This is a genomic window from Streptomyces sp. NPDC048383 (genome assembly GCF_040651775.1).
Lineage (GTDB): Bacteria > Actinomycetota > Actinomycetes > Streptomycetales > Streptomycetaceae > Streptomyces.
Genome location: NZ_JBEZKS010000037.1, coordinates 51,767 through 72,465, shown reverse-complemented (window position 1 = coordinate 72,465; position 20,699 = coordinate 51,767). Strand labels below are relative to the sequence as shown.

17 protein-coding genes are annotated in these 20,699 nt (G+C 73.0%); 2 read left to right on the top strand and 15 right to left on the bottom strand.

The annotated features are described in order from the left end of the window. Positions 1 to 256: 256 nt before the first annotated feature. From AB0D46_RS24135 to AB0D46_RS24115, 5 genes are all read right to left on the bottom strand, one after another. Positions 257 to 3,352 (bottom strand): AAA family ATPase, encoded by a 3,096-nt coding sequence (locus tag AB0D46_RS24135; protein WP_362880327.1) that lies wholly within the window; start codon positions 3,350 to 3,352, stop codon positions 257 to 259. An 80-nt stretch (positions 3,353 to 3,432) separates the two neighbouring features. Further along, a complete protein-coding gene (locus tag AB0D46_RS24130; protein WP_362880305.1) occupies positions 3,433 to 3,600 on the bottom strand; it encodes a hypothetical protein in 168 nt (55 codons plus the stop codon). Between the two features lie 167 nt (positions 3,601 to 3,767). Next, positions 3,768 to 4,385 (bottom strand): hypothetical protein, encoded by a 618-nt coding sequence (locus tag AB0D46_RS24125; RefSeq protein WP_362880304.1) that lies wholly within the window; start codon positions 4,383 to 4,385, stop codon positions 3,768 to 3,770. Between the two features lie 136 nt (positions 4,386 to 4,521). Beyond that, the gene (locus AB0D46_RS24120) at positions 4,522 to 6,753 is read right to left on the bottom strand and encodes an MMPL family transporter (RefSeq protein WP_362880302.1); all 2,232 of its coding nucleotides are present in this window, start codon (positions 6,751 to 6,753) and stop codon (positions 4,522 to 4,524) included. 208 nt (positions 6,754 to 6,961) lie between these two features. Beyond that, positions 6,962 to 7,390, bottom strand: coding sequence for a signal peptidase I (locus AB0D46_RS24115; RefSeq protein WP_362880326.1), 429 nt, complete (start codon positions 7,388 to 7,390; stop codon positions 6,962 to 6,964). Between the two features lie 145 nt (positions 7,391 to 7,535). Here AB0D46_RS24115 and AB0D46_RS24110 point away from each other — a divergent pair, with 145 nt between their 5' ends. Further along, positions 7,536 to 8,405 (top strand): GNAT family N-acetyltransferase, encoded by an 870-nt coding sequence (locus tag AB0D46_RS24110; protein WP_362880301.1) that lies wholly within the window; start codon positions 7,536 to 7,538, stop codon positions 8,403 to 8,405. Between the two features lie 5 nt (positions 8,406 to 8,410). Then, on the top strand, positions 8,411 to 8,992 hold the full coding sequence (locus tag AB0D46_RS24105; protein WP_362880299.1) for a DinB family protein: 582 nt from the start codon (positions 8,411 to 8,413) through the stop codon (positions 8,990 to 8,992). A 36-nt stretch (positions 8,993 to 9,028) separates the two neighbouring features. Here the strand turns inward: AB0D46_RS24105 and AB0D46_RS24100 are convergent, their stop codons facing one another. The 10 genes from AB0D46_RS24100 to AB0D46_RS24055 form a co-directional block, all read right to left on the bottom strand. Next, positions 9,029 to 9,760 (bottom strand): siderophore-interacting protein, encoded by a 732-nt coding sequence (locus AB0D46_RS24100; RefSeq protein ID WP_362880298.1) that lies wholly within the window; start codon positions 9,758 to 9,760, stop codon positions 9,029 to 9,031. Positions 9,761 to 9,942: 182 nt separating this feature from the next. Beyond that, positions 9,943 to 11,457: an Asp-tRNA(Asn)/Glu-tRNA(Gln) amidotransferase subunit GatB gene (gatB, locus tag AB0D46_RS24095; protein WP_281206949.1), complete on the bottom strand. Its 1,515-nt coding sequence runs from the start codon at positions 11,455 to 11,457 to the stop codon at positions 9,943 to 9,945. A 16-nt stretch (positions 11,458 to 11,473) separates the two neighbouring features. Then, positions 11,474 to 11,719, bottom strand: coding sequence for a hypothetical protein (locus tag AB0D46_RS24090; protein ID WP_362880297.1), 246 nt, complete (start codon positions 11,717 to 11,719; stop codon positions 11,474 to 11,476). Then, a complete protein-coding gene (gene gatA, locus AB0D46_RS24085; protein ID WP_362880295.1) occupies positions 11,716 to 13,224 on the bottom strand; it encodes an Asp-tRNA(Asn)/Glu-tRNA(Gln) amidotransferase subunit GatA in 1,509 nt (502 codons plus the stop codon). The genes AB0D46_RS24090 and gatA overlap by 4 nt, the downstream gene beginning before the upstream one ends. A gap of 5 nt (positions 13,225 to 13,229) precedes the next feature. Beyond that, complete coding sequence (gene gatC / locus AB0D46_RS24080) at positions 13,230 to 13,526, bottom strand: Asp-tRNA(Asn)/Glu-tRNA(Gln) amidotransferase subunit GatC (protein WP_281206952.1); 297 nt, start codon at positions 13,524 to 13,526, stop codon at positions 13,230 to 13,232. A 105-nt stretch (positions 13,527 to 13,631) separates the two neighbouring features. Beyond that, positions 13,632 to 15,833: a bifunctional diguanylate cyclase/phosphodiesterase gene (locus AB0D46_RS24075; protein WP_362880293.1), complete on the bottom strand. Its 2,202-nt coding sequence runs from the start codon at positions 15,831 to 15,833 to the stop codon at positions 13,632 to 13,634. Positions 15,834 to 16,221: 388 nt separating this feature from the next. Next, on the bottom strand, positions 16,222 to 18,423 hold the full coding sequence (gene ligA, locus AB0D46_RS24070) for an NAD-dependent DNA ligase LigA (RefSeq protein ID WP_362880291.1): 2,202 nt from the start codon (positions 18,421 to 18,423) through the stop codon (positions 16,222 to 16,224). 30 nt (positions 18,424 to 18,453) lie between these two features. After that, positions 18,454 to 19,434: a methionine synthase gene (locus AB0D46_RS24065; protein WP_362880289.1), complete on the bottom strand. Its 981-nt coding sequence runs from the start codon at positions 19,432 to 19,434 to the stop codon at positions 18,454 to 18,456. Beyond that, on the bottom strand, positions 19,431 to 20,120 hold the full coding sequence (locus AB0D46_RS24060) for an SDR family oxidoreductase (RefSeq protein WP_362880287.1): 690 nt from the start codon (positions 20,118 to 20,120) through the stop codon (positions 19,431 to 19,433). The genes AB0D46_RS24065 and AB0D46_RS24060 overlap by 4 nt, the downstream gene beginning before the upstream one ends. Positions 20,121 to 20,265: 145 nt before the next feature. Further along, a complete protein-coding gene (locus tag AB0D46_RS24055; protein ID WP_362880286.1) occupies positions 20,266 to 20,610 on the bottom strand; it encodes a DUF1330 domain-containing protein in 345 nt (114 codons plus the stop codon). Positions 20,611 to 20,699 lie beyond the last annotated feature (89 nt).

The following is a 20,699-nucleotide window of genomic DNA, read 5'->3' as shown; positions in this document are numbered from 1 at the left end:
TCCAGGGCGGCATCGACACGCGGCCGACCCCCGCCGGGTCGTCGAGCTCGGGCCCGGCTTCCCGGCACGCGGTCAGCACCACGGCCGCGCAGCGGACGGTGCCGCCCCCCTCGCTCTGGACATCGGCGACCACGAGGCGGACGCCGTGGGGGCTGGACACCGCCTCGTACAGGTCCCTCCGGGGCGCCGAACCGGTCCGTCTTCGCCGCGCCCTTCGGGCGCCCGGCGCCACTGTCCAAACGCTCCGGTCACAGCGCTAGCGGCGGCCGGCAGGTGTCCTGCCCGGAGCCGCCGGAGTGTTCGGGGTAGGTGGGGGCGGTGGCGGGAGGGGGGTGAAGAGGCGCAGGCGGTGGGCGAGGGCGGCTGCCTCGCCGCGGCCGGCGACGCCCAGCTTCGCCAGGATGTTCGACACGTGCACGCTGGCGGTCTTCGGGGAGATGAAGAGCTCCTCGGCGATCCGGCGGTTGGTGCTGCCGCCCGCGACCAGGCGCAGCACCTCCCGTTCGCGACCGGTCAGGCCGAGGGCCTCGGCCGGGTCGGTGTCCGCGACGGGCGGGTGCGGGTCGGCGTCGGCCTCGGCGTCCAGCGGGATCCGGGCGCGCTGGGCCAGTAGGGCCAGGTCCTCGCGCAGTCGGCGGGAGCCGAGCCGGTCGGCGGTGGCGTGGGCGTCGCGCAGCAGGGCCACGGCCGCGGTCCGGTCGCCGCCCGCGGCCAGCAGCGCCTCGGCGAGCCGGTGGCGGGCGCGGGCCAGCAGGTAGGGCCGCTCCAGGGCGCGGACGGCGGCTTCGACGGCCGTCCAGTCGGCGACGGTGTCGGCGGCCTCGGCGCGCAGCAGCTCGGCGCGCACGTACTCGGCGTGGGCGCTCCACACCGGGGCCGGGGCGGCCAGGGTGCGGGCGGCGGTGCGCAGCAGGCCGAGGGCGGCGCTGCGGCCGGGTTCGGCGGCGGGCAGGCCGCGCGAGTCGGCTTCGGCGGTGGCGCCGGCGAGGAGCAGGGGCCAGGCGTAGCGGTGCTGGCCGAGCCGGAAGCCGATGCTGACGGCCTGCTCGATCTCGGTACGGACGTCGGCGATCCGGCCCTCGCCGGCGGCGACGCCGACGGCGAGCCGGTAGAGCGGGACCCGGTGCTGGGGCTGGGTGTCGTGGGTGCCGAAGTGCGCGTGTGCCGCGGCCAGTTGCTGAGCGGCCTCGGCGAGTTCGCCGCGGGCCAGCGCCAGGTAGGCGAGGCGGGCCGCGGCGGATCCGCGGGGGGCCGCGCTCTGGCCGACGCTCAGGGTGCGCCGGGCGGCGTCGGCGGCCTCGTCCCAGCGGCCCAGGCTGTACAGGCTCTCCGCCATGTTCCCGCAGACCCAGGCCTCGGTGTCCATGAGCCGGGACTTGCGCACCAGTTGGGCGCCCCGTTCGGCCAGTTCCACGGCCTCGCGGGAGCGGCCCAGGCTTTCCAGTTGGGAGGTCAGGTTGATGTGGGCGCGTCCCACGATCGGGGTGAGGCCGAGTTCGGCGGCCCGGTCCTTGACCGCGTGCATCTCGGCGAGTCCGGCGCTGCCGTCACCGGAATCGGTGAGGAGGCTGCCGAGGGTGATGCGGGCGTTGAGTTCGGTGTCCTCGGCGCCGACCATGCGCGCGTACTCGACGGCGCGTTCGGCGGCGGCGAGGTTGCCGGGTCCGGGCTTGTGCAGCATGCCCCAGCCGGCGGCGAGGACGAGGACGTCGGCGTGCACCTGGGACGGGGGCAGCCCCTTGACCAGTTCCTGGGCCCGGGCGATCTCCTCCCAGCCGTCGCTGCGGCCGAGTCCGGCGACGAGCCGGGAGCGTTCGGCCCAGAACCAGGCGGCGCGCAGCGGATCGTCGCCGTCCTCGGCGAGGGTTCGCAGGGCCAACTTGGTTATCTTCAGGGCGCGTTCGCGTTCGCCGCCGAAGCGGGCGGCGACGGTGGCCTCGGCCAGCAGGTCGAGGCGTCGCAGCGGGGTGGTCTCCGGGTCGCAGCCACAGGGCGGGTAGACGTCGGTGTAGTCGGCCGGGCGCAGGGCCTCGCGGATCTCCTGCGGGGTGCTGTCCCACAGGTCCATGGCCCGCTCCAGCAGGCTCAGTTGCTCGGAGTAGGCGTGCCGGCGCCGGGCGACCACCGAGGCGGCGAGGACGGCGGGCAGCGATTTGGCGGGCTCGTTGGCGGCGTACCAGTAGTGGGCGAGCCGGATGACGCGTTCCTCGGCGCGCACCAGCGTCCCGTCGGCTTCCATGGCTTCGGCGTAGCGCCGGTTGACGCGGGCGCGTTCGCCGGGCAGGAGGTCGTCGCTGACGGCCTCGCGGACCAGGGAGTGGCGGAAGCGGTAGCCGTCGCCGTCGGAGGTGGCGAGCAGGATGTTGGCGCCGACGGCGGCCCGCAGCGCGTCGATGAGCTCGTCCTCGCCGAGCCGGGCCACGGCGCGCAGCAGCGGGTACTCGACGGTGGAGCCGCCCTCGGCGACGACGCGCACCACGCGCTGGGCGGCGTCCGGGAGCACTTCGACGCGGACGAGGAGCAGGTCGCGCAGGGATTCGGTGAGGCCGGTGCGGCAGCCGCTCTGCCGTGAGGCGACGAGTTCCTCGACGAAGAAGGCGTTGCCGTCGGAGCGGTCGAAGACGGAGTCGACGAAGGTCTCGTCGGGCTGCGAGGCGAGGATGCCGACGAGCTGGCGGCGCACCTCGGCGCGGTTGAACCGGGGCAGCTCGATGCGCTGGACGGTGCGGAGCCGGTCCAGTTCGGCGAGGAGCGGACGCAGCGGGTGGCGGCGGTGGACGTCGTCGGCCCGGTAGGTGGCGACGACGACGAGCCGGCCGCTGCCGAGGGTGCGGAAGAGGTAGGCGAGCAGGTGACGGGTGGAGGTGTCCGCCCAGTGCAGGTCCTCCAGGACGAGCACGAGGGTGCGGTCGGCGGCGAGGCGCTCCAGCATCCGGGCCGTCAGCTCGAAGAGCCGGGCGGTGCTCTCCTCGTCGTGCGGACCGCGCGGGGTCTCGCCGAGTTCGGGGAGGATCCGGGCCAGTTCGTCCTCCTGGCCGGCGGCCGCGACGGCGAGCTCGTCGGGGAGTTGGCGGCGCAGGGCGCGCAGGGCCGTCGAGAAAGGGGCGAAGGGAAGTCCCTCCGCCCCGATCTCCACACAGCTCCCGACGGCGACGACCGCGCCGCGTCGGGTGGCCTCGCCGAGGAACTCCTCGGTCAGCCTGGTCTTGCCGACCCCGGCCTCTCCCCCGATGAGCAGGGCCTGCGGCTCCTGCGCCGCGGCCCGCGTCAGGGCGTCCACGAGTACGGCCAGTTCGTCGGCTCGGCCGACGAACACCGGGCTGACAGATCTGGTCTCCACGCCGCCGAGCATCGCACAGAGCTGCGGCCCGACGGCACCGGATATCGCTGCGCTTCTCATCACGTATCAGCTCACCCGGGGTGCGGCGCGGGTTACGCGGCGCGGGTGAAGAGACTGCGGACGGCTCTCACCGGCCCTTCGGGTTCCTGATCGCGGGAAGAGGCGCGGCGGGCCTTCTTCGCCTCCTGGACCATGCGGTACCGGTCGGCCTCACGGATGAGGTCGGCGCGGCGGGCGGTGGCCATCTCGTACTCGAACATCTCGTACTCCCTGGTGGTGTTTCTCGGGCACCTCGTTCGGTGTGATCCAAGATTCGCTTCCCAGGGGGTGCCGCCGCATCGGGCGCATGCCGCATCTGTACGGGGTCGGGGTCCTTAGGCCGCGGGCCCGGGCGCTCCAGAACGGGTGGAGCGCCCTAAGGGGGTGCCTACTCGGCGGCCGTCGGCATGGGAACGAGCACGTCGAAGTACATGAGGCCGAAGAGCAGGACGCCGAGGAGTCCCAGGGCGACGGCGGCCCAGGACACGGAGCGGATCCACACGGGCAGGACGCGGCCGGGGGCGCCGAAGGCCGGGCGGGCCAGGACGAAGACGGCGATGAGCAGGGCGAGGGTGGACAGGACACCGTTGACCAGGGCGGTCATGTGCCAGGCGTCGCCGTAGAGGGCGGCGATCTTCTCCTTGGCGGTGGCCGCGTTGGCCGACTCGATCTGGCCGATCAGTGTCTGGCGTTCGGCGATGACGCGGGAGACCCAGCTGCCGCTGAGGGCTACCAGCCCGAGGCCGGCGGCGACGATCGCGGAGGCCGCGGCGCCGACGCCGGCGTGCTCCTGCGGGGCGAGGGCCTCGTCCTCGTCGTCGTACGCGGAATCCTCGGGGTACGCGGAGGCGTCGTCGGACGCGTCCACCTCGGCGGGGGTTCCGACGGCCGGGCCGGCTGCGGCGGTGGTGTCGGCGGGGGCGGCGGGGGTCCCGGCCTCCGGGTCCGCGACGGCGTCCGCGGCCGCCTCGGGGGCGGTCGGGGCGGGGGTCTTCTTGATGTCCATGCCGCGCACCGTAGGCGGCCTTTCTGAGAGGTTTCTGAGAGGCCGGGACGGCGTCCCCCCGCAGGGTCCGCAGGTCCCGGGGGCGGGGCCGGCGGCGGGGTGGTCCGAAGGGGTCCCCCGGCCCGCCCTCGACCGGTCAGCGGGACGGGACGGGCGGCTCCGCGCGGTCGGCGTCCGGTCGCTGGGCGGGCAGGCTCACGCGGGTGCGGCGTTCCGGCGCCTCGATGCTGATGCGGGGCAACCTGCGGTCGAGCCAGCCGGGCAGCCACCAGTTGGCCCCGCCGAGCATGTGCATGAGGGCCGGTACGAGCAGGGTGCGCAGGACGAAGGCGTCGAGGGCGACGGCGGCCGCCAGCGCGATGCCGAACATCGCGATGATCCGGTCGCCGCTCAGTACGAAGGCCAGGAACACGGCGATCATGATAACGGCCGCCGAGTTGATGACCCGGCTGGTCTCCGCGAGGCCGACGCGGACGGCCCGCTTGTTGTCGCCGGTTTCGAGCCATTCCTCGTACATCCGGCTGACGAGGAAGACCTGGTAGTCCATGGAGAGCCCGAAGAGCACCGACACCATGATCACGGGCAGGAAGGGTTCGATGGGGCCGGCGCTGCCCAGGCCCAGCAGTTCGCTCCCCCAGCCCCACTGGAAGACCACGACGACGACGCCGAACGAGGAGGCGACGGCCGCGACGTTCATGACGGCCGCCTTCAGCGGGATGCCCACGGACCGGAAGGCCAGCAGCAGGAGCACGCAGCCGAGGGCGATCACGACGGCGACGAACAGCGGCAGCTTCCCGATGATCACCTCGGCGAAGTCGTCGTAGCCGGCCGTCACCCCGCCCACGTGGGTCGGCGCCGAGCTGCCGTGGGAGGCGCGCGGGATGACGTCCTGGCGGAGGGTGTCGACGAGTTCGCTGGTGGCGCGGGCCTGCGGGGCGAAGTCCGGTACGACGGTCAGGACCGCGGTGTCCCCGGCGCGGTTGAGGACCGCCGGGCCCACGGAGGCCACGCCGTGCGTGTCCCGTACCGCCTCGGCGATCCGGTCGACGGCGATCCGGTCGCCGGGCCCGTCGAGGCGGGTGACGACGGTCAGGGGGCCGTTGGTGCCGGGCCCGAAGCCCTCGGCGAGCAGGTCGTAGGCCTTGCGCGTGGTGGAGCCCGCCGGGTTGTTGCCCTGGTCGGAGGTACCGAGGTGGAGCCAGAAGGTGGGCAGGGCCAGCGCCACCATGACGGCGGTGGCGACGGCCCCGAGCAGTTTCGGGTGCCGCTCGACGAAGGCCGACCAGCGGGCGGCGAAGCCGCTGGGCTGCTCGGGCCGCGGCCCCTCCGCCGCGAGCCGGCGCCGCTCGCGGCCGGAGAGGGCGCGCGTGCCGATGAAGGAGAGGAGCGCGGGGAGCAGCGTCACCGACGCGGCCACGGTCAGCACGACGGTGAGGGAGGCGGCCATCGCGACGCCGTTGAGGAAGTTCAGCCGCAGCACCAGCATGCCGAGCAGGGCGATGCAGACGGTGGCCCCGGCGAAGACGACGGCCCGGCCGGTGGTGGCCACCGCGTTCTCGCCCGCCTCGTCGACGGTGAGTCCGCGGGTCAGGCCCTTGCGGTGCCGGGTGACGATGAACAGGGCGTAGTCGATGCCGACGCCGAGGCCGACGAGGGTGCCCAGCATGGGGGCGAAGTCGGCGACGGGCATGGCGTGCCCGAGGAGGGTGATGCCGAAGTAGGCGCTGCCGACGCTGACGAGGGCGGTGGCGATGGGCAGCAGGCTCGCGGCGAGGGAGCCGAAGGCGAGGAAGAGGACGACGGCGGCGATGACCACGCCGATGACCTCGGCGAGGTGGGCTCCGGGCGCCTCCGTCAGGCCGATGGCACGGCCGCCGAGTTCGACCTGGAGGCCGTCGGCCCGGGTGGTGTCGTTGCGCGCGGCGTCGACCACGGCTCGGGCCTGCGCCTTGGGCACGGCGTCGGCCGGCTCGTCGAAGGTGACGACGGCGTAGGCGGTGCGGCCGTCGGCGCTGATCTGCGCGGCGCTGCCCGGGCCGGGCCCGTAGGGGCTCGCGACGGATCCGACGCCGGGGAGGGCGGCGACGTCCTCCAAGGCGCGGGTCATGCGTTGTTCGACGTCCGGGGTGCGTGCCGTGCGGTGCTCCGGGGTCCGCCACACGATGGTGTCGGTGTCCCCGCCCTGGCCCCGGAAGCCCTCGCGGAGCAGGGCGTGGGCCTTGGCGGACTCGGTGCCGGGGACCTCGTAGTCGGTGGAGAACGCGCCCCCGGCGACGCCGGCGGCCGCGGCGGTCCCGCCGAGGGCCAGCAGCCAGATCAGGACGGTGGCCAGGCGGTGCCGCATGCACCACCGTGCGATTGCTGCCAACGGACGTGCTCCCTGGTGGTTCGGATCTTCACCGGGAGTCGGCCCGACGCAAAGAACGCTTGAACGCGTGCGGACGGCCGCCGCCCGGGGGGTCGCCCCGTCACGGCCGGGATGGTCCGCACCTCGGGGCCACGATCTCAGCGTTTCGTGATCGTTGGCCCGATTCGTGTGCATCGTCACAGGTCGGCGGGGAAGTGCGGGACCTCGGTCAGTCGTTCACGGGGCCGACCGGTACGTGGGCAGCGCCGTCGACAGCGCCGTCGGACGGGGCGTCGGCGCGGTAGCCCGCCACCGACGGCCACCGGACGGTGAGGACGACGCTGTCCTCCTCCGCGTACCAGGAGTGGTCGACGCCCCGTCCCCACACGACGTAGTCCCCCTGTTCGGCGAGGACCACGGTGCGGCCGGGGAACTCCAGCCGGAACCGGCCGCTGATCAGCACCTGGAGGGCGGTGCGGCGCTCGCCGGTCACCCAGCGCCCGCGCTCCTCGCCCTTGGGGTGGACGCCCCACTTGATCTCCACGTCCGTACTGTGGCGGGGGTCGCCGGACGGCTTGAAGTGCCCGAGCAGCCAGCCGCGGTCGCCGGCGGCGTCGGGACCGGCCTTACCGGTGTGGACGACGAAGTCCGCGGGCACGGCATTCGCGGCGTCCGCGGTGTCCGCGGTGTCCGCGGTGTCGCAGTTACCGTCGCCGTCGCCGGAGGAAGTGTTCACGCAGGCGAGGTTAATGCAGTTGCCGCGGCGCTCCGACAACTGGTCGGCTGGCCCGATGAGCAACCCGATGGATGATGAACAGCTGTTGACGGTGCGCGCCCTGCACGACGCCCAGATGCGCCGGGACGCGGCGCCCGACGTCGCGGCGGCGCGGGTGGAGCGGGTCGGTCCGGTCGTCCGGCAGACCGTGCCGGGCCCGGGCTGGAACGGGGTGCTCTGGTCGGACCTCGACGAGACGACGGCGGACGCGGCCATCGCGGAGCAGGTGGCGTTCTTCGCGGCGCGGGACGAGCACGGCGCGGGCACGGAGTTCGGCGCGGGCACGGAGTTCGAGTGGAAGCTGTACTCCCACGACCGGCCGGCCGACCTCGGGGACCGGTTGCGCGCGGCGGGCTTCGTACCGGAGCCGGCGGAGACGGTGCTGGTGGCCCGTACGGCCGATCTCGCCGGGCTGCCGGTGGAGCCGCCGCGGGGGATCGCCCTGCGGGTGGTGCGGGACCGGGCCGGGGTGGATCTGATGATGGAGGTCCACCGTCGGGCCTTCGGCACCGAGCGGCCGGCGATCCGGGAGACGTTGCTGCGGCTGCTGCGCGACGAGCCGGACACGGTCGAGGCCGTGGTGGCGATGGCCGGCGACGTTCCGGTGAGCGCGGCCCGGATGGAGATGCGGCCTGGGTCCTCCTTCGCGGGGCTGTGGGGCGGCGGTACCGACCCGCACTGGCGCGGCCGGGGCATCTACCGGCTGCTGGTGGCCCACCGCGCCCGCGTGGCGGCGGAGCGGGGTGTTCCGTACCTTCAGGTGGACGCGTCGGACGACAGCCGGCCGATCCTGGAGCGCCTCGGTTTCGGGGTGTTGGGGGTCACCGTCCCGTACGTGTGGCGGGGCCGAGGCGGGAGCGGTGCCCTTCCCGGAAGGGTGGACGGGACGGCAGGATGATCGCCATGAGCAGCCGTACGAGCACCGAAGGCACACCCGCCGGCGCCCCGGACCCGGCGGTGGTCGCCCCCGTCGTCCGGGACGTCGAGCGCATCGGTCCGCCCCTTACCGCCGGCGAACGCGAGACCCTGCGGGCGTACCTCGACTTCCACCGGGCCACCCTCGCCATGAAGTGCGAGGGCCTCGGGGACGAGGACCTGCGCCGCCCGGCCTCGCCGCCGTCCACGCTGTCCCTGCTGGGGCTGGTCCGGCACATGGCCGAGGTGGAGCGACAGTGGTTCCGCCGCACGCTGGGCGGTGACGCGGACGTGCCGCACGTGTGGTCCGACCGGCGGGACTTCCAGGCCGCCTACGACACGACCGGCGCCACGATGGCGGAGGCGTTCGCCGCCTGGCGGGCCGAGGTGGAGCACGCCCGGTCGGTCGAGGCCGCGTTGGTGTCCCTCGACGTGACGGCGCACGTCCCGAAGTGGGAGGCGGACGTCTCGGCCCGCGTGGTGATGCTGCACATGATCCACGAGTACGCCCGCCACAACGGCCACGCGGACTTCCTCCGCGAGGCCGTGGACGGCACGGTCGGGGCCTGACCCCTCACGGCGACGAGCGCCGCCGGGGTGCGCGCCTCAGGCCGCCCGCCAGTACCCGAGGCTGTTGACCCGCTGCTTGGGCAGGGCCAGGTCCTTGCGCAGGTACGCCGTCAGGGCGCGGGTGGTCGCGGTGTCGCAGGCCATCCACACGTAGGCGGACGCCGGGTCGGCGACCAGCTCGGGCAGTTCGGCCCGGACCCGGTCGGCGAGCGCCGTCGCGCCCCGCTCCACCCGCCGGACGTCGTGCCGACCGGCATCGGTGCGCAGCGGCAGGTCCACGTCCGAGGCGTGCTGGGTCTCGAACCAGACGGTCGCCGGGGTTGCCGGGTAGGCGTCCAGCAGGGAGTTGATGGCGGGCAGGGAGGCCGGATCGCCGATCACCAGCAGCCGCTCGGGCGCCGGGTCGGGCGCGGTGAAACCGGTGCCCTGCACGGTGGCTTCGACGGTGTCACCCGGCGCGGCGCCGCGCGCCCACCGGCTGGCGAGCCCGTCGTGGAGGGCGAACTCGAACGCGAAGGTGCCGGTGGCCGGGTCGGGGTCGACGAGGGTGTACGCCCGCTGGTGCGGTCGGCTGCCGCCCTCGAACCAGACCCGCACCCACATGGTCGGGTGGAGGGACTCCCCGGCGGCCGCGAGCAGTCCGCCGTCGGTGAAGCGGATCCGCCGGAAGTGCTCGGTGACCTGCTCGACCTGCGTCACGGTGAAGGTGAAGTCCTTGCCCCTGAGCAACTTGAGGACCATGCCCTCCCACCCCTTGCCCGCGACCATGCCCACCCACCCCTTCACCGACACCCCATTGGTTAGGTCACCCTAACCCAGACTGTCGCAGTGCGGGCCGGCCATCGGGAGGCCGGTCACGCGGAAGGGCCCCGCGTCCCCTGATCGGGGGGCGGGGCCCTTGCGGTCGGGCTCGCGGCCGAGGCGGACGTCCGAGTGTCGGCCGATGGGGCTCAGCCCTCGGTGACGCCCAGGCGTTCCAGGATGAGTTCCTTCACGCGCGCCGCGTCGGCCTGGCCGCGGGTGGTCTTCATGACCGCGCCGACCAGGGCGCCGACGGCGGCGACCTTGCCGCCGCGGATCTTGTCCGCGATGGCCGCGTTGCCCGCGATGGCCTCGTCCACGGCCGCGCCCAGCGCGCCCTCGTCGGAGACGACCTTCAGGCCGCGCTTGTCGACGACCTCGTCCGGGGTGCCCTCGCCGGCGAGGACGCCCTCGATGACCTGACGGGCCAGCTTGTCGTTGAGCGAGCCGTCCGCGACCAGCGCCGCGACCCGGGCCACCTGCGCCGGGGTGATCGGCAGTTCGTCGACGACGACGCCCTGCTCGTTCGCGTTGCGCGCCAGTTCGCCCATCCACCACTTGCGGGCGGCCGCCGAGTCGGCGCCCGCCTCGATCGTGGCGACGATGGAGTCCACCGCGCCCGCGTTGAGGATCGACTGCATGTCGTGCTCGCTGACGCCCCACTCCTCGCGGAGCCGGTTGCGGCGCACGCGCGGCATCTCGGGCAGACCGGCGCGCAGTTCCTCGACCCAGGTGCGGGCCGGGGCGACGGGCACGAGGTCCGGCTCCGGGAAGTAGCGGTAGTCCTCGGCGTTGTCCTTGATGCGGCCGGCCGTGGTGGAGCCGTCCTCCTCGTGGAAGTGCCGGGTCTCCTGCACGATCGAACCGCCCGACGAGAGCACCGCCGCGTGGCGCTGGATCTCGAAGCGGGCCGCCCGCTCGACGGACCGCAGGGAGTTGACGTTCTTGGTCTCCGAGCGGGTGCCGAACTCGGACTCGGGGGTCGGGCGCAGCGACAGGTTGACGTCGCAGCGCATCTGGCCCTTGTCCATGCGGGCCTCGGAGACGCCGAGCGCCTTGATGACCTCGCGCAGCTCGGCGACGTACGCCTTGGCGACCTCGGGGGCCCGCTCGCCCGCGCCCTCGATCGGCTTGGTGACGATCTCGATGAGCGGGATGCCGGCGCGGTTGTAGTCCAGCAGGGAGTGGGACGCGCCGTGGATGCGGCCGGTGGCACCGCCGACGTGCAGCGACTTGCCGGTGTCCTCCTCCATGTGGGCGCGCTCGATCTCCACGCGGAAGATCTCGCCGTCCTCCAGCTGTACGTCGAGGAAGCCGTTGAAGGCGATCGGCTCGTCGTACTGGGAGGTCTGGAAGTTCTTCGGCATGTCCGGGTAGAAGTAGTTCTTCCGGGCGAAGCGGCACCACTCGGCGATCTCGCAGTTCAGCGCGAGGCCGATCTTGATGGCGGACTCGATGCCGATCTCGTTGACGACCGGGAGCGCGCCGGGCAGACCGAGGCAGACCGGGCAGGTCTGCGAGTTGGGCTCGGCGCCCAGCTCGGTCGAGCAGCCGCAGAACATCTTGGTCCTGGTGCCGAGCTCGACATGGACCTCCAGGCCCATGACGGGGTCGAACGAGGCGAGAGCGTCCTCGTACGACAGGAGTTCGGTGAAGGTGGTCACGGTGAAACTTTCCCTCTCAGCCCAGCAGGACGTCGTCGTCGCCCAGGCGCTTCAGCTCGCGGTACAGGATCGCGAGGCCGGTGACGATGGCGGCGGCGGACACGGCGGCGTCGATCAGCTTCAGCGTGTCGCGCTCGACGCGGGCCTTCTTGACCTGCTTCAGCACGCTCAGGGCGCCGAAGGCCGTGGTGCCGATCGACAGGTAGGTCCCGGTCTTGGACTTCTTGAAGCCCTTGGCCTTGGACAGTGCACTGGTGCTCACAGCGACGGTGCCTCCTCAAGCAACGGGTGACCCCAGCGCTCGATGAAGGCGGCCTCGACGGCGGCACCGACCTTGTACAGGCGGTCGTCCTTCATCGCCGGGGCGATGATCTGGAGCCCGACCGGGAGACCGTCCTCCGGTGCCAGGCCGCAGGGCAGCGACATGGCGGAGTTGCCGGCCAGGTTGGTCGGGATGGTGCACAGGTCCGCGAGGTACATGGCGAGGGGGTCGTCGGAACGCTCGCCGATGGGGAAGGCGGTGGTCGGGGTCGTCGGGGAGACGATCACGTCGACCTGCTCGAAGGACTTCTCGAAGTCCTTCGTGATGAGCGTGCGGACCTTCTGGGCCGAGCCGTAGTACGCGTCGTAGTAGCCGGAGCTGAGCGCGTAGGTACCGAGGATGACGCGGCGCTTGACCTCGTCGCCGAAGCCGGCCTCACGGGTCAGGGCGGTGACGTCCTCGGCGGACTTCGTACCGTCGTCGCCGACGCGCAGGCCGTAGCGCATGGCGTCGAAGCGGGCCAGGTTCGAGGAGCACTCGGACGGCGCGATCAGGTAGTACGCGGCCATCGCGAGGTCGAAGGAGGGGCAGTCCAGCTCGACGATCTCGGCGCCGAGCTCCTTGAGGAGCGCGACGGACTCGTTGAAGCGCTGGACGACACCGGCCTGGTAGCCCTCGCCGGAGAACTGCTTGACGACGCCGACGCGCATCCCGGCGACGGAGCCGTTGCGGGCCGCCTCGACGACCGGCGGGACCGGCGCGTCGATGGAGGTGGAGTCGAGCGGGTCGTGCCCGGCGATGACCTCGTGCAGCAGGGCCGCGTCCAGGACCGTACGGGCGCAGGGACCGCCCTGGTCGAGGGACGAGGAGAAGGCCACCATGCCGTAGCGGGAGACGCCGCCGTACGTGGGCTTCACGCCGACGGTGCCGGTGACGGCGGCGGGCTGACGGATGGAACCGCCGGTGTCCGTGCCGATCGCGAGCGGGGCCTGGAAGGCGGCCAGCGCGGCGGCGGAGCCACCGCCGGACCCGCCGGGGATCCGGGTGAGGTCCCACGGGTTGCCGGTGGGGCCGTAGGCGCTGTTCTCGGTGGAGGACCCCATGGCGAACTCGTCCATGTTGGTCTTGCCGAGGATGACGACGTCGGCTTCCTTCAGCTTGCGCGTGAGGGTGGCGTCGTAGGGCGGGATCCAGCCTTCGAGGATCTTCGAACCGACGGTGGTCGGGACCCCGATGGTGGTGAAGATGTCCTTGAGGGCGAGCGGTACGCCGGCCAGCGGGCCGAGCTCCTCGCCCGCCTCGCGCTTGGCGTCGACGGCGCGGGCCTGCGCGAGGGCGCCCTCGCGGTCGACGTGCAGGAAGGCGTGGACCTTCTCGTCCGTCGCCTCGATGCGGGCCAGGTGGGCCTCGGTGACCTCGACGGCCGTGAGTTCGCCGGAGGCGATCTTCGCAGCGGTCTCGGCGGCGGTGAGCTTGATGATGCTCAGGATGTTTTCGGTGGTCATGGTGATTAGTCCTCCCCCAGGATCTGCGGCACCTTGAAACGCTGCTGCTCCTGGGCGGGAGCGCCGGAAAGCGCCTGCTCGGGGGTGAGCGACGGGCGGACCTCGTCCGCGCGCATGACGTTCGTCAGCGGCAGCGGGTGGGAGGTCGGCGGTACGTCTTGGTCGGCTACCTCGGAAACGCGGGCGACCGCGCCGATGATGTCGTCGAGCTGTCCGGCGAAGTGGTCCAGCTCATCGCTGGCCAGCTCAAGACGTGCCAGCCGAGCGAGGTGAACGACCTCCTCGCGCGTAATGCCAGGCATGCGGCGATCCTCTGGGGTTGGAGTTCTGGGCGTAGGGCCCAATCCTAGAGGGCGGCGCCGCCCGGCATCGACTCACATCGTCACCTCGTCGGTCCCGTCACCTGGTCACGAGGACTGCGGCTCCGCGGCGGCCGCCGCGGCGGCGAGCTCGGCGTCGATGTCGGCCGGCCGGCGCCAGCCGCGCTCGCCCCGGGCCAGCAGCCAGGCGGTGGCTTCCTGCGGTGGCATCGCGGCCGCCACCAGCCACCCCTGGACGGCGTCGCAGCCCAGGTCGCGCAGCCGCTCCCACGTCTCGTCGTCCTCGACGCCCTCGGCCACGACGAGCAGTCCCAGGGAGTGCGCCAGGTCGACGGTGCACCGGACGATCTCCGCGTCCTGGGCGTCCACGGCGAGCCGGGCGACGAAGGAGCGGTCGATCTTCAACTCGCTGACGGGCAGCCGGCGCAGGTGCACCAGCGAGGAGTAGCCGGTGCCGAAGTCGTCCAGGGACATCTTGACGCCGTACCCGGTCAGGCCGGCCATGGTGTCGGCGGCCCGCTGGGGGTCCTCCAGCAGGACGTGTTCCGTTATCTCCAGCTGGAGGCCGCTCGCCGGTACCCCGTGCCGGGCGAGGCGGGCGGCGACGGCGCCGGCGAAGCCGGGGGTGTGGACGTCGCGCGGCGACACGTTGACGGCGACGGGCACCTTGAGGCCCTGGGCGCGCCAGCGGGCGACCTGGGCGAGGGCCGTCTCCAGGACGTACTCGGTGAGGTGGGGCATCAGCCCGGAGGTCTCGGCGATCGCGATGAACTCGTCCGGGGGGACGCGCCCGCGCTCCGGGTGCACCCAGCGCACCAGGGCCTCCAGGCCGGCGACCTGTCCGTCGAAGCGGACCTTCGGCTGGTAGTGGAGTTCGACCTCGCCCGCGTCCAGGGCGCGCCGCAGGTCGCCGAGGAGTCCCAGGCGGTCGGGGGTGTTGCTGTCCCGCTTGGACTCGTACACCTCGACGCCGGTGCGGTCGCGCTTCGCCTGGTACATGGCGACGTCGGCGCGGCGCAGCAGGCCTTCCGCGTCCAGGGCGTGGTCGGGGAAGACCGCGAGTCCGGCGCTGGCCTCCAGGACGAGGGTGAGGCCGTCGAGGTCGAGCGGGGAGCTGAGTTCGGCGACGAGGTGGCGGGCGACCCGCTGGGCGCTGGTGGTGGAGTCGGCGACGGGCAGCAGTACGGCGAACTCGTCGCCGCCGAGCCGGGCCACTTCCGCGTCCTGGGGCAGGGCCTGGCGCAGCCGGTCGGCGATCTGGAGCAGCAGCCGGTCCCCGGCGAGGTGGCCGAGGGTGTCGTTGACGGCCCGGAAGCGGTCCAGGTCGATCAGGACGAGGGCGGACCGGGTACCCGAACGTTCGGCCTCGTCGAGGGCCGACCAGGCACGTTCCAGCAGCCACTGGCGGTTCGGCAGCCCGGTCAGCGGGTCGCGCAACTGCTCCTCGGCCCGGGCCCGGGCGATCCACAGGGTGGAGTCGAGCGCGATGAGCGGTACGGCGAACAGCGGCAGCAGCACCGGCTGGCTGACGGCGACCACGCAGATCAGCGGGGCGATGCCGAGCAGGGCGGCGGCGACCAGGGCCTGCCGGAGCAGGGCGGTGCGGGCGACGGTGGGCAGCCCGCCGCCGCGGGGCGCGAGCGAGCACCAGAGCAGCAGCCGGGTGACGGCGAGGTAGGAGACGGCGACGAGGACGACCTCGGGGACGTCGGCCGGGCCCCAGGTGCCGGGCAGCCAGGGTTCCTCGACGGTCGGGGTGTCGTCGAAGGCGGCCAGGACGAGGGCTCCCGCGCCGATGCCGAGGATGTCGACGCAACCGTGGAGCAGCCCCTGGCGCCAGCGGTGCCGGCGGGCGGCGCCGACCAGGGTGACCACGGCCAGCGAGACGAGTCCGGCGGGGACCCAGCCGTAGAGGAGGAGCACGCCGAGGGTGAGGGCGGCGCCCGAGCCGGTGCCGCCCCACCAGCGGTCCCGGCCGAGGGCGACGAGGTGGCCGACGATGACTCCGGTGAGGATCGCCAGCGCCCAGCCCACGCGGCCACCGGGGAACAGGGCTTGACGGCTCGTCAGTGTGGAGACGATGCCGCCGGCGAGGACCACGGCGGCCATGCCGATGACCACCAGGGGCAGTGCGGTGCGCCGTTGTCCGCCGGTTCCGCCGCCCGTACCGGTGTCGAGGGGGCGGGTCTGCGGCGTTCTGGCGCCCAGGAGTCCGAGCCGGCCCGTCCGTACGGGCGGGGGTTCCCCGCCCAACTCAGGTGACGGGTCGGCGCTTTCGGTGGGTTTCATGCCCGTCCCTCTCACAGCCGGCGATGCCGATGTCACGCGATGGCCCCGATGTCATGCCATCACGGCCGCGATCGCTTCCGGGCAGCCGTGCACGACAGGCGCACCCCACAACAGTAGGACGCGAGGGGCACCCAGGGGCAGCGGTCGGCAGCGGTTGCCCGAATGCGACCCAGCCATCCTCATCAGTACGGTATCCGCCGAACGGGTGAGTTTGGACCAGGCCCCCCGTCGCCATACCGATGATCCGACAGCGCACCCCGCCACGACCAGGCCTGTACCGGCCGTTTACCACCGGGTGCCGCGCCGGGCGTGCGCCCGCCCGCACGGCCGCACGCCATGCATCCGTTCGCCCCCGACGCGCCCTTCTCGGCGGCTCCCGTGGGGGTTACTACTCCGCCGCGGCCCCGTCGTCCAGGGGGAGCGCGGCTTCGCGTGCCGCGTCGGGCCCCTGTTCGAGCAGCACCTCGAACCCGGCGTCGTCCAGGATGGCCAGTTTCAGCTGCACGGCCTTGTCGTACTTCGAGCCGGGGTTGTCGCCGACCACCACGAACGAGGTCTTCTTGGACACCGATCCGGTGACCTTCGCGCCCCGGCTCTGCAGGGCCTCCTTGGCGCCGTCGCGGGTGTGGCCCACGAGGGTGCCGGTGACGACGACGGTCAGCCCTTCGAGCGGACGCGGACCCTGCTCCTCGGCGGAGCCCTCCTCCTCCATCCGGACGCCGGCCTCCCGCCACTTGCGGAGGATCTCCTGGTGCCAGTCGACGGCGAACCACTCCTTGAGGGAGGCCGCGATGATCGCGCCGACGCCCTCCGTGGCGGTCAGCTCCTCCTCGGAGGCCTGCTCGATGCGCTCGATGGAACGGAACTCGCGGGCGAGGGCCTCCGCCGCGACCGGGCCGACGTGACGGATCGACAGGCCGTTGATGATGCGGGCGAGCGGACGGTCCTTGGCGGCGGCGATGTTCTCCAACATCGCCAGGGCGTTCTTCTTCGGCTCGCCCTTCTGGTTGGCGAAGACCGTGACGATCTTCTCCTCGCCGGTCTTCGGGTCCCTCTTGGGCAGTCCGCTGTCCGCGTCGAGGACGTACGCCTTGATGGGCAGCAGCTGCTCGATGGTCAGGCCGAACAGGTCGCCCTCGTCCAGCAGCGGGGGCGTGGCCGGCTCCAGCGGGCCGGTCAGCGCGGCCGCCGCGACCATGCCGAAGTTCTCGATGTCCAGGCTCTGCCGGCCGCCGAGGTAGAAGAGCCGCTCGCGCAACTGGGCCGGGCAGGTCTGCCCGTTGGGGCAGCGGACGTCGATGTCCCCTTCCTTCATCGGCCGCAGCGGCGTCCCGCACTCGGGGCACTCGGCCGGCATGACGAACTCCCGCTCGCCGCCGTCGCGCAGGTCCACCACCGGGCCGAGGATCTCGGGGATGACGTCGCCCGCCTTGCGCAGTACGACGGTGTCGCCGATGAGGACGCCCTTGGCCTTGACGACCTCCTGGTTGTGCAGGGTCGCGAACTCGACCTCGGAGCCCGCCACCGTGACCGGCTCGACCTGCGCGTACGGGGTCACCCGCCCGGTGCGCCCGACCCCGACCTTGATGTCGATCAGCTTGGTGTTGACCTCTTCGGGGGCGTACTTCCAGGCGATGGCCCAGCGCGGGGCGCGGGCGGTGGAGCCGAGCCGGCCCTGGAGGGCGATCTCGTCGAGCTTGACGACGACCCCGTCGATCTCGTGCTCCACCGAGTGCCGGTTCTCGCCGAAGCGGGTGATGAACTCCCGCACCTCGGCGAGCGTGGAGACCACCGCGTTGTGCTGGGCGGTGGGCAGGCCCCATTCGCGCAGCAGCTCGTACGCCTGCGACTGCCGCTCGATGTCGAAGCCCTCGCGGGCGCCGATGCCGTGCACGACCATGTGCAGCGGCCGGCCGGCGGTGACCTTGGGGTCCTTCTGCCGCAGCGATCCGGCCGCCGCGTTGCGCGGGTTGGCGAAGGGCTTGCCCTCCGCCGCCACGAGCCGCGCGTTGAGCTCCTCGAACTTCTCCATCGGGAAGAAGACCTCGCCGCGGATCTCGACGAGGGCCGGGATCCGCTCGCCCTTCAGCCGGTCCGGGATCTCGGCGATGGTGCGGACGTTGGGCGTGATGTCCTCACCGGTGCGGCCGTCGCCGCGGGTGGCGGCGCGGGTGAGGCGGCCGTTCTCGTAGGTGAGGTTGACGGCGAGGCCGTCCACCTTCAGTTCGCACAGGTAGTGGTAGTCGGAGGTGTTGGCGTCCCGGGCCACGCGCTCGGCCCAGGCGGCCAGTTCCTCGTCGTCGAAGGCGTTGTCGAGGGAGAGCATCCGCTCCCGGTGCTCGACGGAGGCGAAGTCCGTCGCGTACGCCCCGGCCACCTTCTGGGTGGGCGAGTCGGGCGTGCGCAGCTGCGGGTACTGCTCCTCCAGCGCCTCCAACGAGCGCAGCAGCGTGTCGAACTCGGCGTCGCTGACGACCGGCTGGTCGTTCACGTAGTACCGGAAGCGGTGCTCCTCGACCTGCTCGGCCAGCAGCGCGTGCTGTTCGCGCACCGCCGTCGGTACTGCCGTGTCCTGCTGTTCGGCTGCCATGCCGTGTCCTCCCGTGGCCCGTCCCGAGCGTCACTCAGGGTTATCGGCGAGCGACCTCGCCGCCCTGACGCAATGGGCCTGCACCGCGCGGGCGTAGGCGGGCGAGGCGCCCGCCAGGCCGCACGAGGGAGTGACCACGACGGACTCGGCGAGAGTCCCCGGGGCCAGCCCCAGCCTGCGCCAAAGCTTCCTGACCCCCATGACGCTACCGCCCGGGTCGGACAACGCGGCGTCGGTGCCCGGCACCACTCCGGCGAAGAGTCTCAGGCCGCCCTCGACGGCCTCCCCGAGGACGTCGTCCTCGCGCTCGGTGAGCAACGAGAAATCGAACGAGACGCCCGCCGCTCCGGCCCGTCGCAACAGCGCGAAGGGGACCTCGGGGGCGCAGGAGTGGACGACGACCTCGCCGTCGTGGACGGCGAAGAGCTCGCGCAGGGTGCCTTCGACGACCTGCCGGTCGACGGCCCGGTAGGTGCGGTAGCCGCTGGCCGAGCGGACCCGGCCGAGGAGGACGGAGGTGAGCGAGGGCTCGTCGTACTGGAGGACGATCTCGGCGCCGGGGATGCGCTTGTGGACGTCGGCCAGGTGCGCGCGCAGGCCCTCGGCGAGGGAGGCTGCCAGGTCCCGGCAGGCACCGGCGTCCTGGAGCACGGCCTCGCCGCCGTGCAGTTCGAGGGAGGCGGCCAGCGTCCACGGTCCGACGGCCTGGACCTTGAGCTTCCCGGTGTAGCCCTGGGTGAACTCCTCCAGGGCGTCGAGGTCCTCGCCGAGCCAGGAGCGGGCGCGGCGGGTGTCGCGGCCCGGGCGGTCGCTGATGCGCCAGCCGCTCGGCTCGACGTGGGCGTACAGGTCGACGAGCAGCCCGAGGGACCGGCCGATCATGTCCGCGCCGGGCCCGCGGGCGGGCAGCTCGGCGAGGTACGGGAACTCCTCGAAGGAACCGGTGACGGTCTTGGCGGCCTCGCGGGCGTCCCCGCCGGGCAGCGAGCCGACTCCGGTGGCGCCGGTCATCGGCCGGGCCTGACGGACAGGTCGTTCACCTCGGCGTCGCGGGGCAGGTCGACGGCCATGACGATGGTGGTGGCCACCGACTCGGGGTCGATCCAGGCGGCGGGGTCGTAGTCCTTGCCCTCCTGCGAGTGCACCTTGGCCTGCATGGGGCTCGCGGTGCGTCCGGGGTAGACAGAGGTGACGCGGATGCCGTGCTCCTTCTCCTCGGCGCGCAGCGAGTCGGCGAGGGCCTTGAGGCCGTGCTTGGAGGCGGCGTACGCGCTCCAGTCGGCGTGGGCGGCGAGTCCGGCGCCGGAGTTCACGAACACGATGGTGCTCTTGGAGGCGCGCAGGGTGGGCAGCAGCAGCCGGGTGACCTCGGCGGGCGCGATCAGGTTGACGTTGAGCTGCTGGTGCCAGGTCTTGGGGCGCAGCTCGCCGACGGGGCCGAGGTCGACGATGCCCGCGATGTGCAGGAGGGAGTCGATGCGCTCCGGGATCGGCTGCTTGGAGAAGGCCCACGACAGCCGGTCGGGGTCGGCCAGGTCTCCCACGAGGGTCCGCGCGCCGGGATGGGCGTCGGCGAGCTGCCGGGCCCGGCCGGCGTCACGGGCGAGGAGGACCAGGTCGTCGCCGCGGGCGTGGAGGCGGGCCGCGACGGCGGCGCCGATGCCGGAGCCGGCACCGGTGATGAGATGAGTAGGCATACGGGCCATGCTCGCACCCCCGAGGGGGCCCCGCGGCCCCCGGCCGGAAGCAGGTGGCGGGGCGGCCGGTGATCGCCCCGGCCCGGCGCCGTCCACGGCCCGGCAGGCGGGCCGGGCGGGCACCGGGGCGGGCGGGTCGGCCGGGTCAGAGGCCGGCCTGGGCCCGCAGCGCGGCGGCGGTCGTGCGGGCGTCGTAGCCGGCGGGGACGCCCTCGACCAGGAACGTCTCGCCCGCGATGTGGGCGGTGCGCAGCGGCAGGATCTCCTGGTAGGCGGGCGAGGCGTACCAGGCGCGGGCCCGCTCGATGTCCGGGAAGCCGATCATGACGATGGTGCCGGGGAAGGGGCCTTCGAGGACCTCGACCTCGGCGCCGTGGACGAGGAAGTGGCCGCCGAAGGGCTCCAGGGTCGACTGGATCTCCTCGATGTAGCGCAGGATGTCCTCGTTCGGCGCCGCGGGACGTATGTGGGCGATGGCGTACGCGGTCATGGCGGTCTCCCCTGTCACGCGCCCCGGGTCCCCGGGGCCTCGGCTCCCATCGTGCCCGAGGGGGTACCCCCCGGGTCGATTCCCTCACA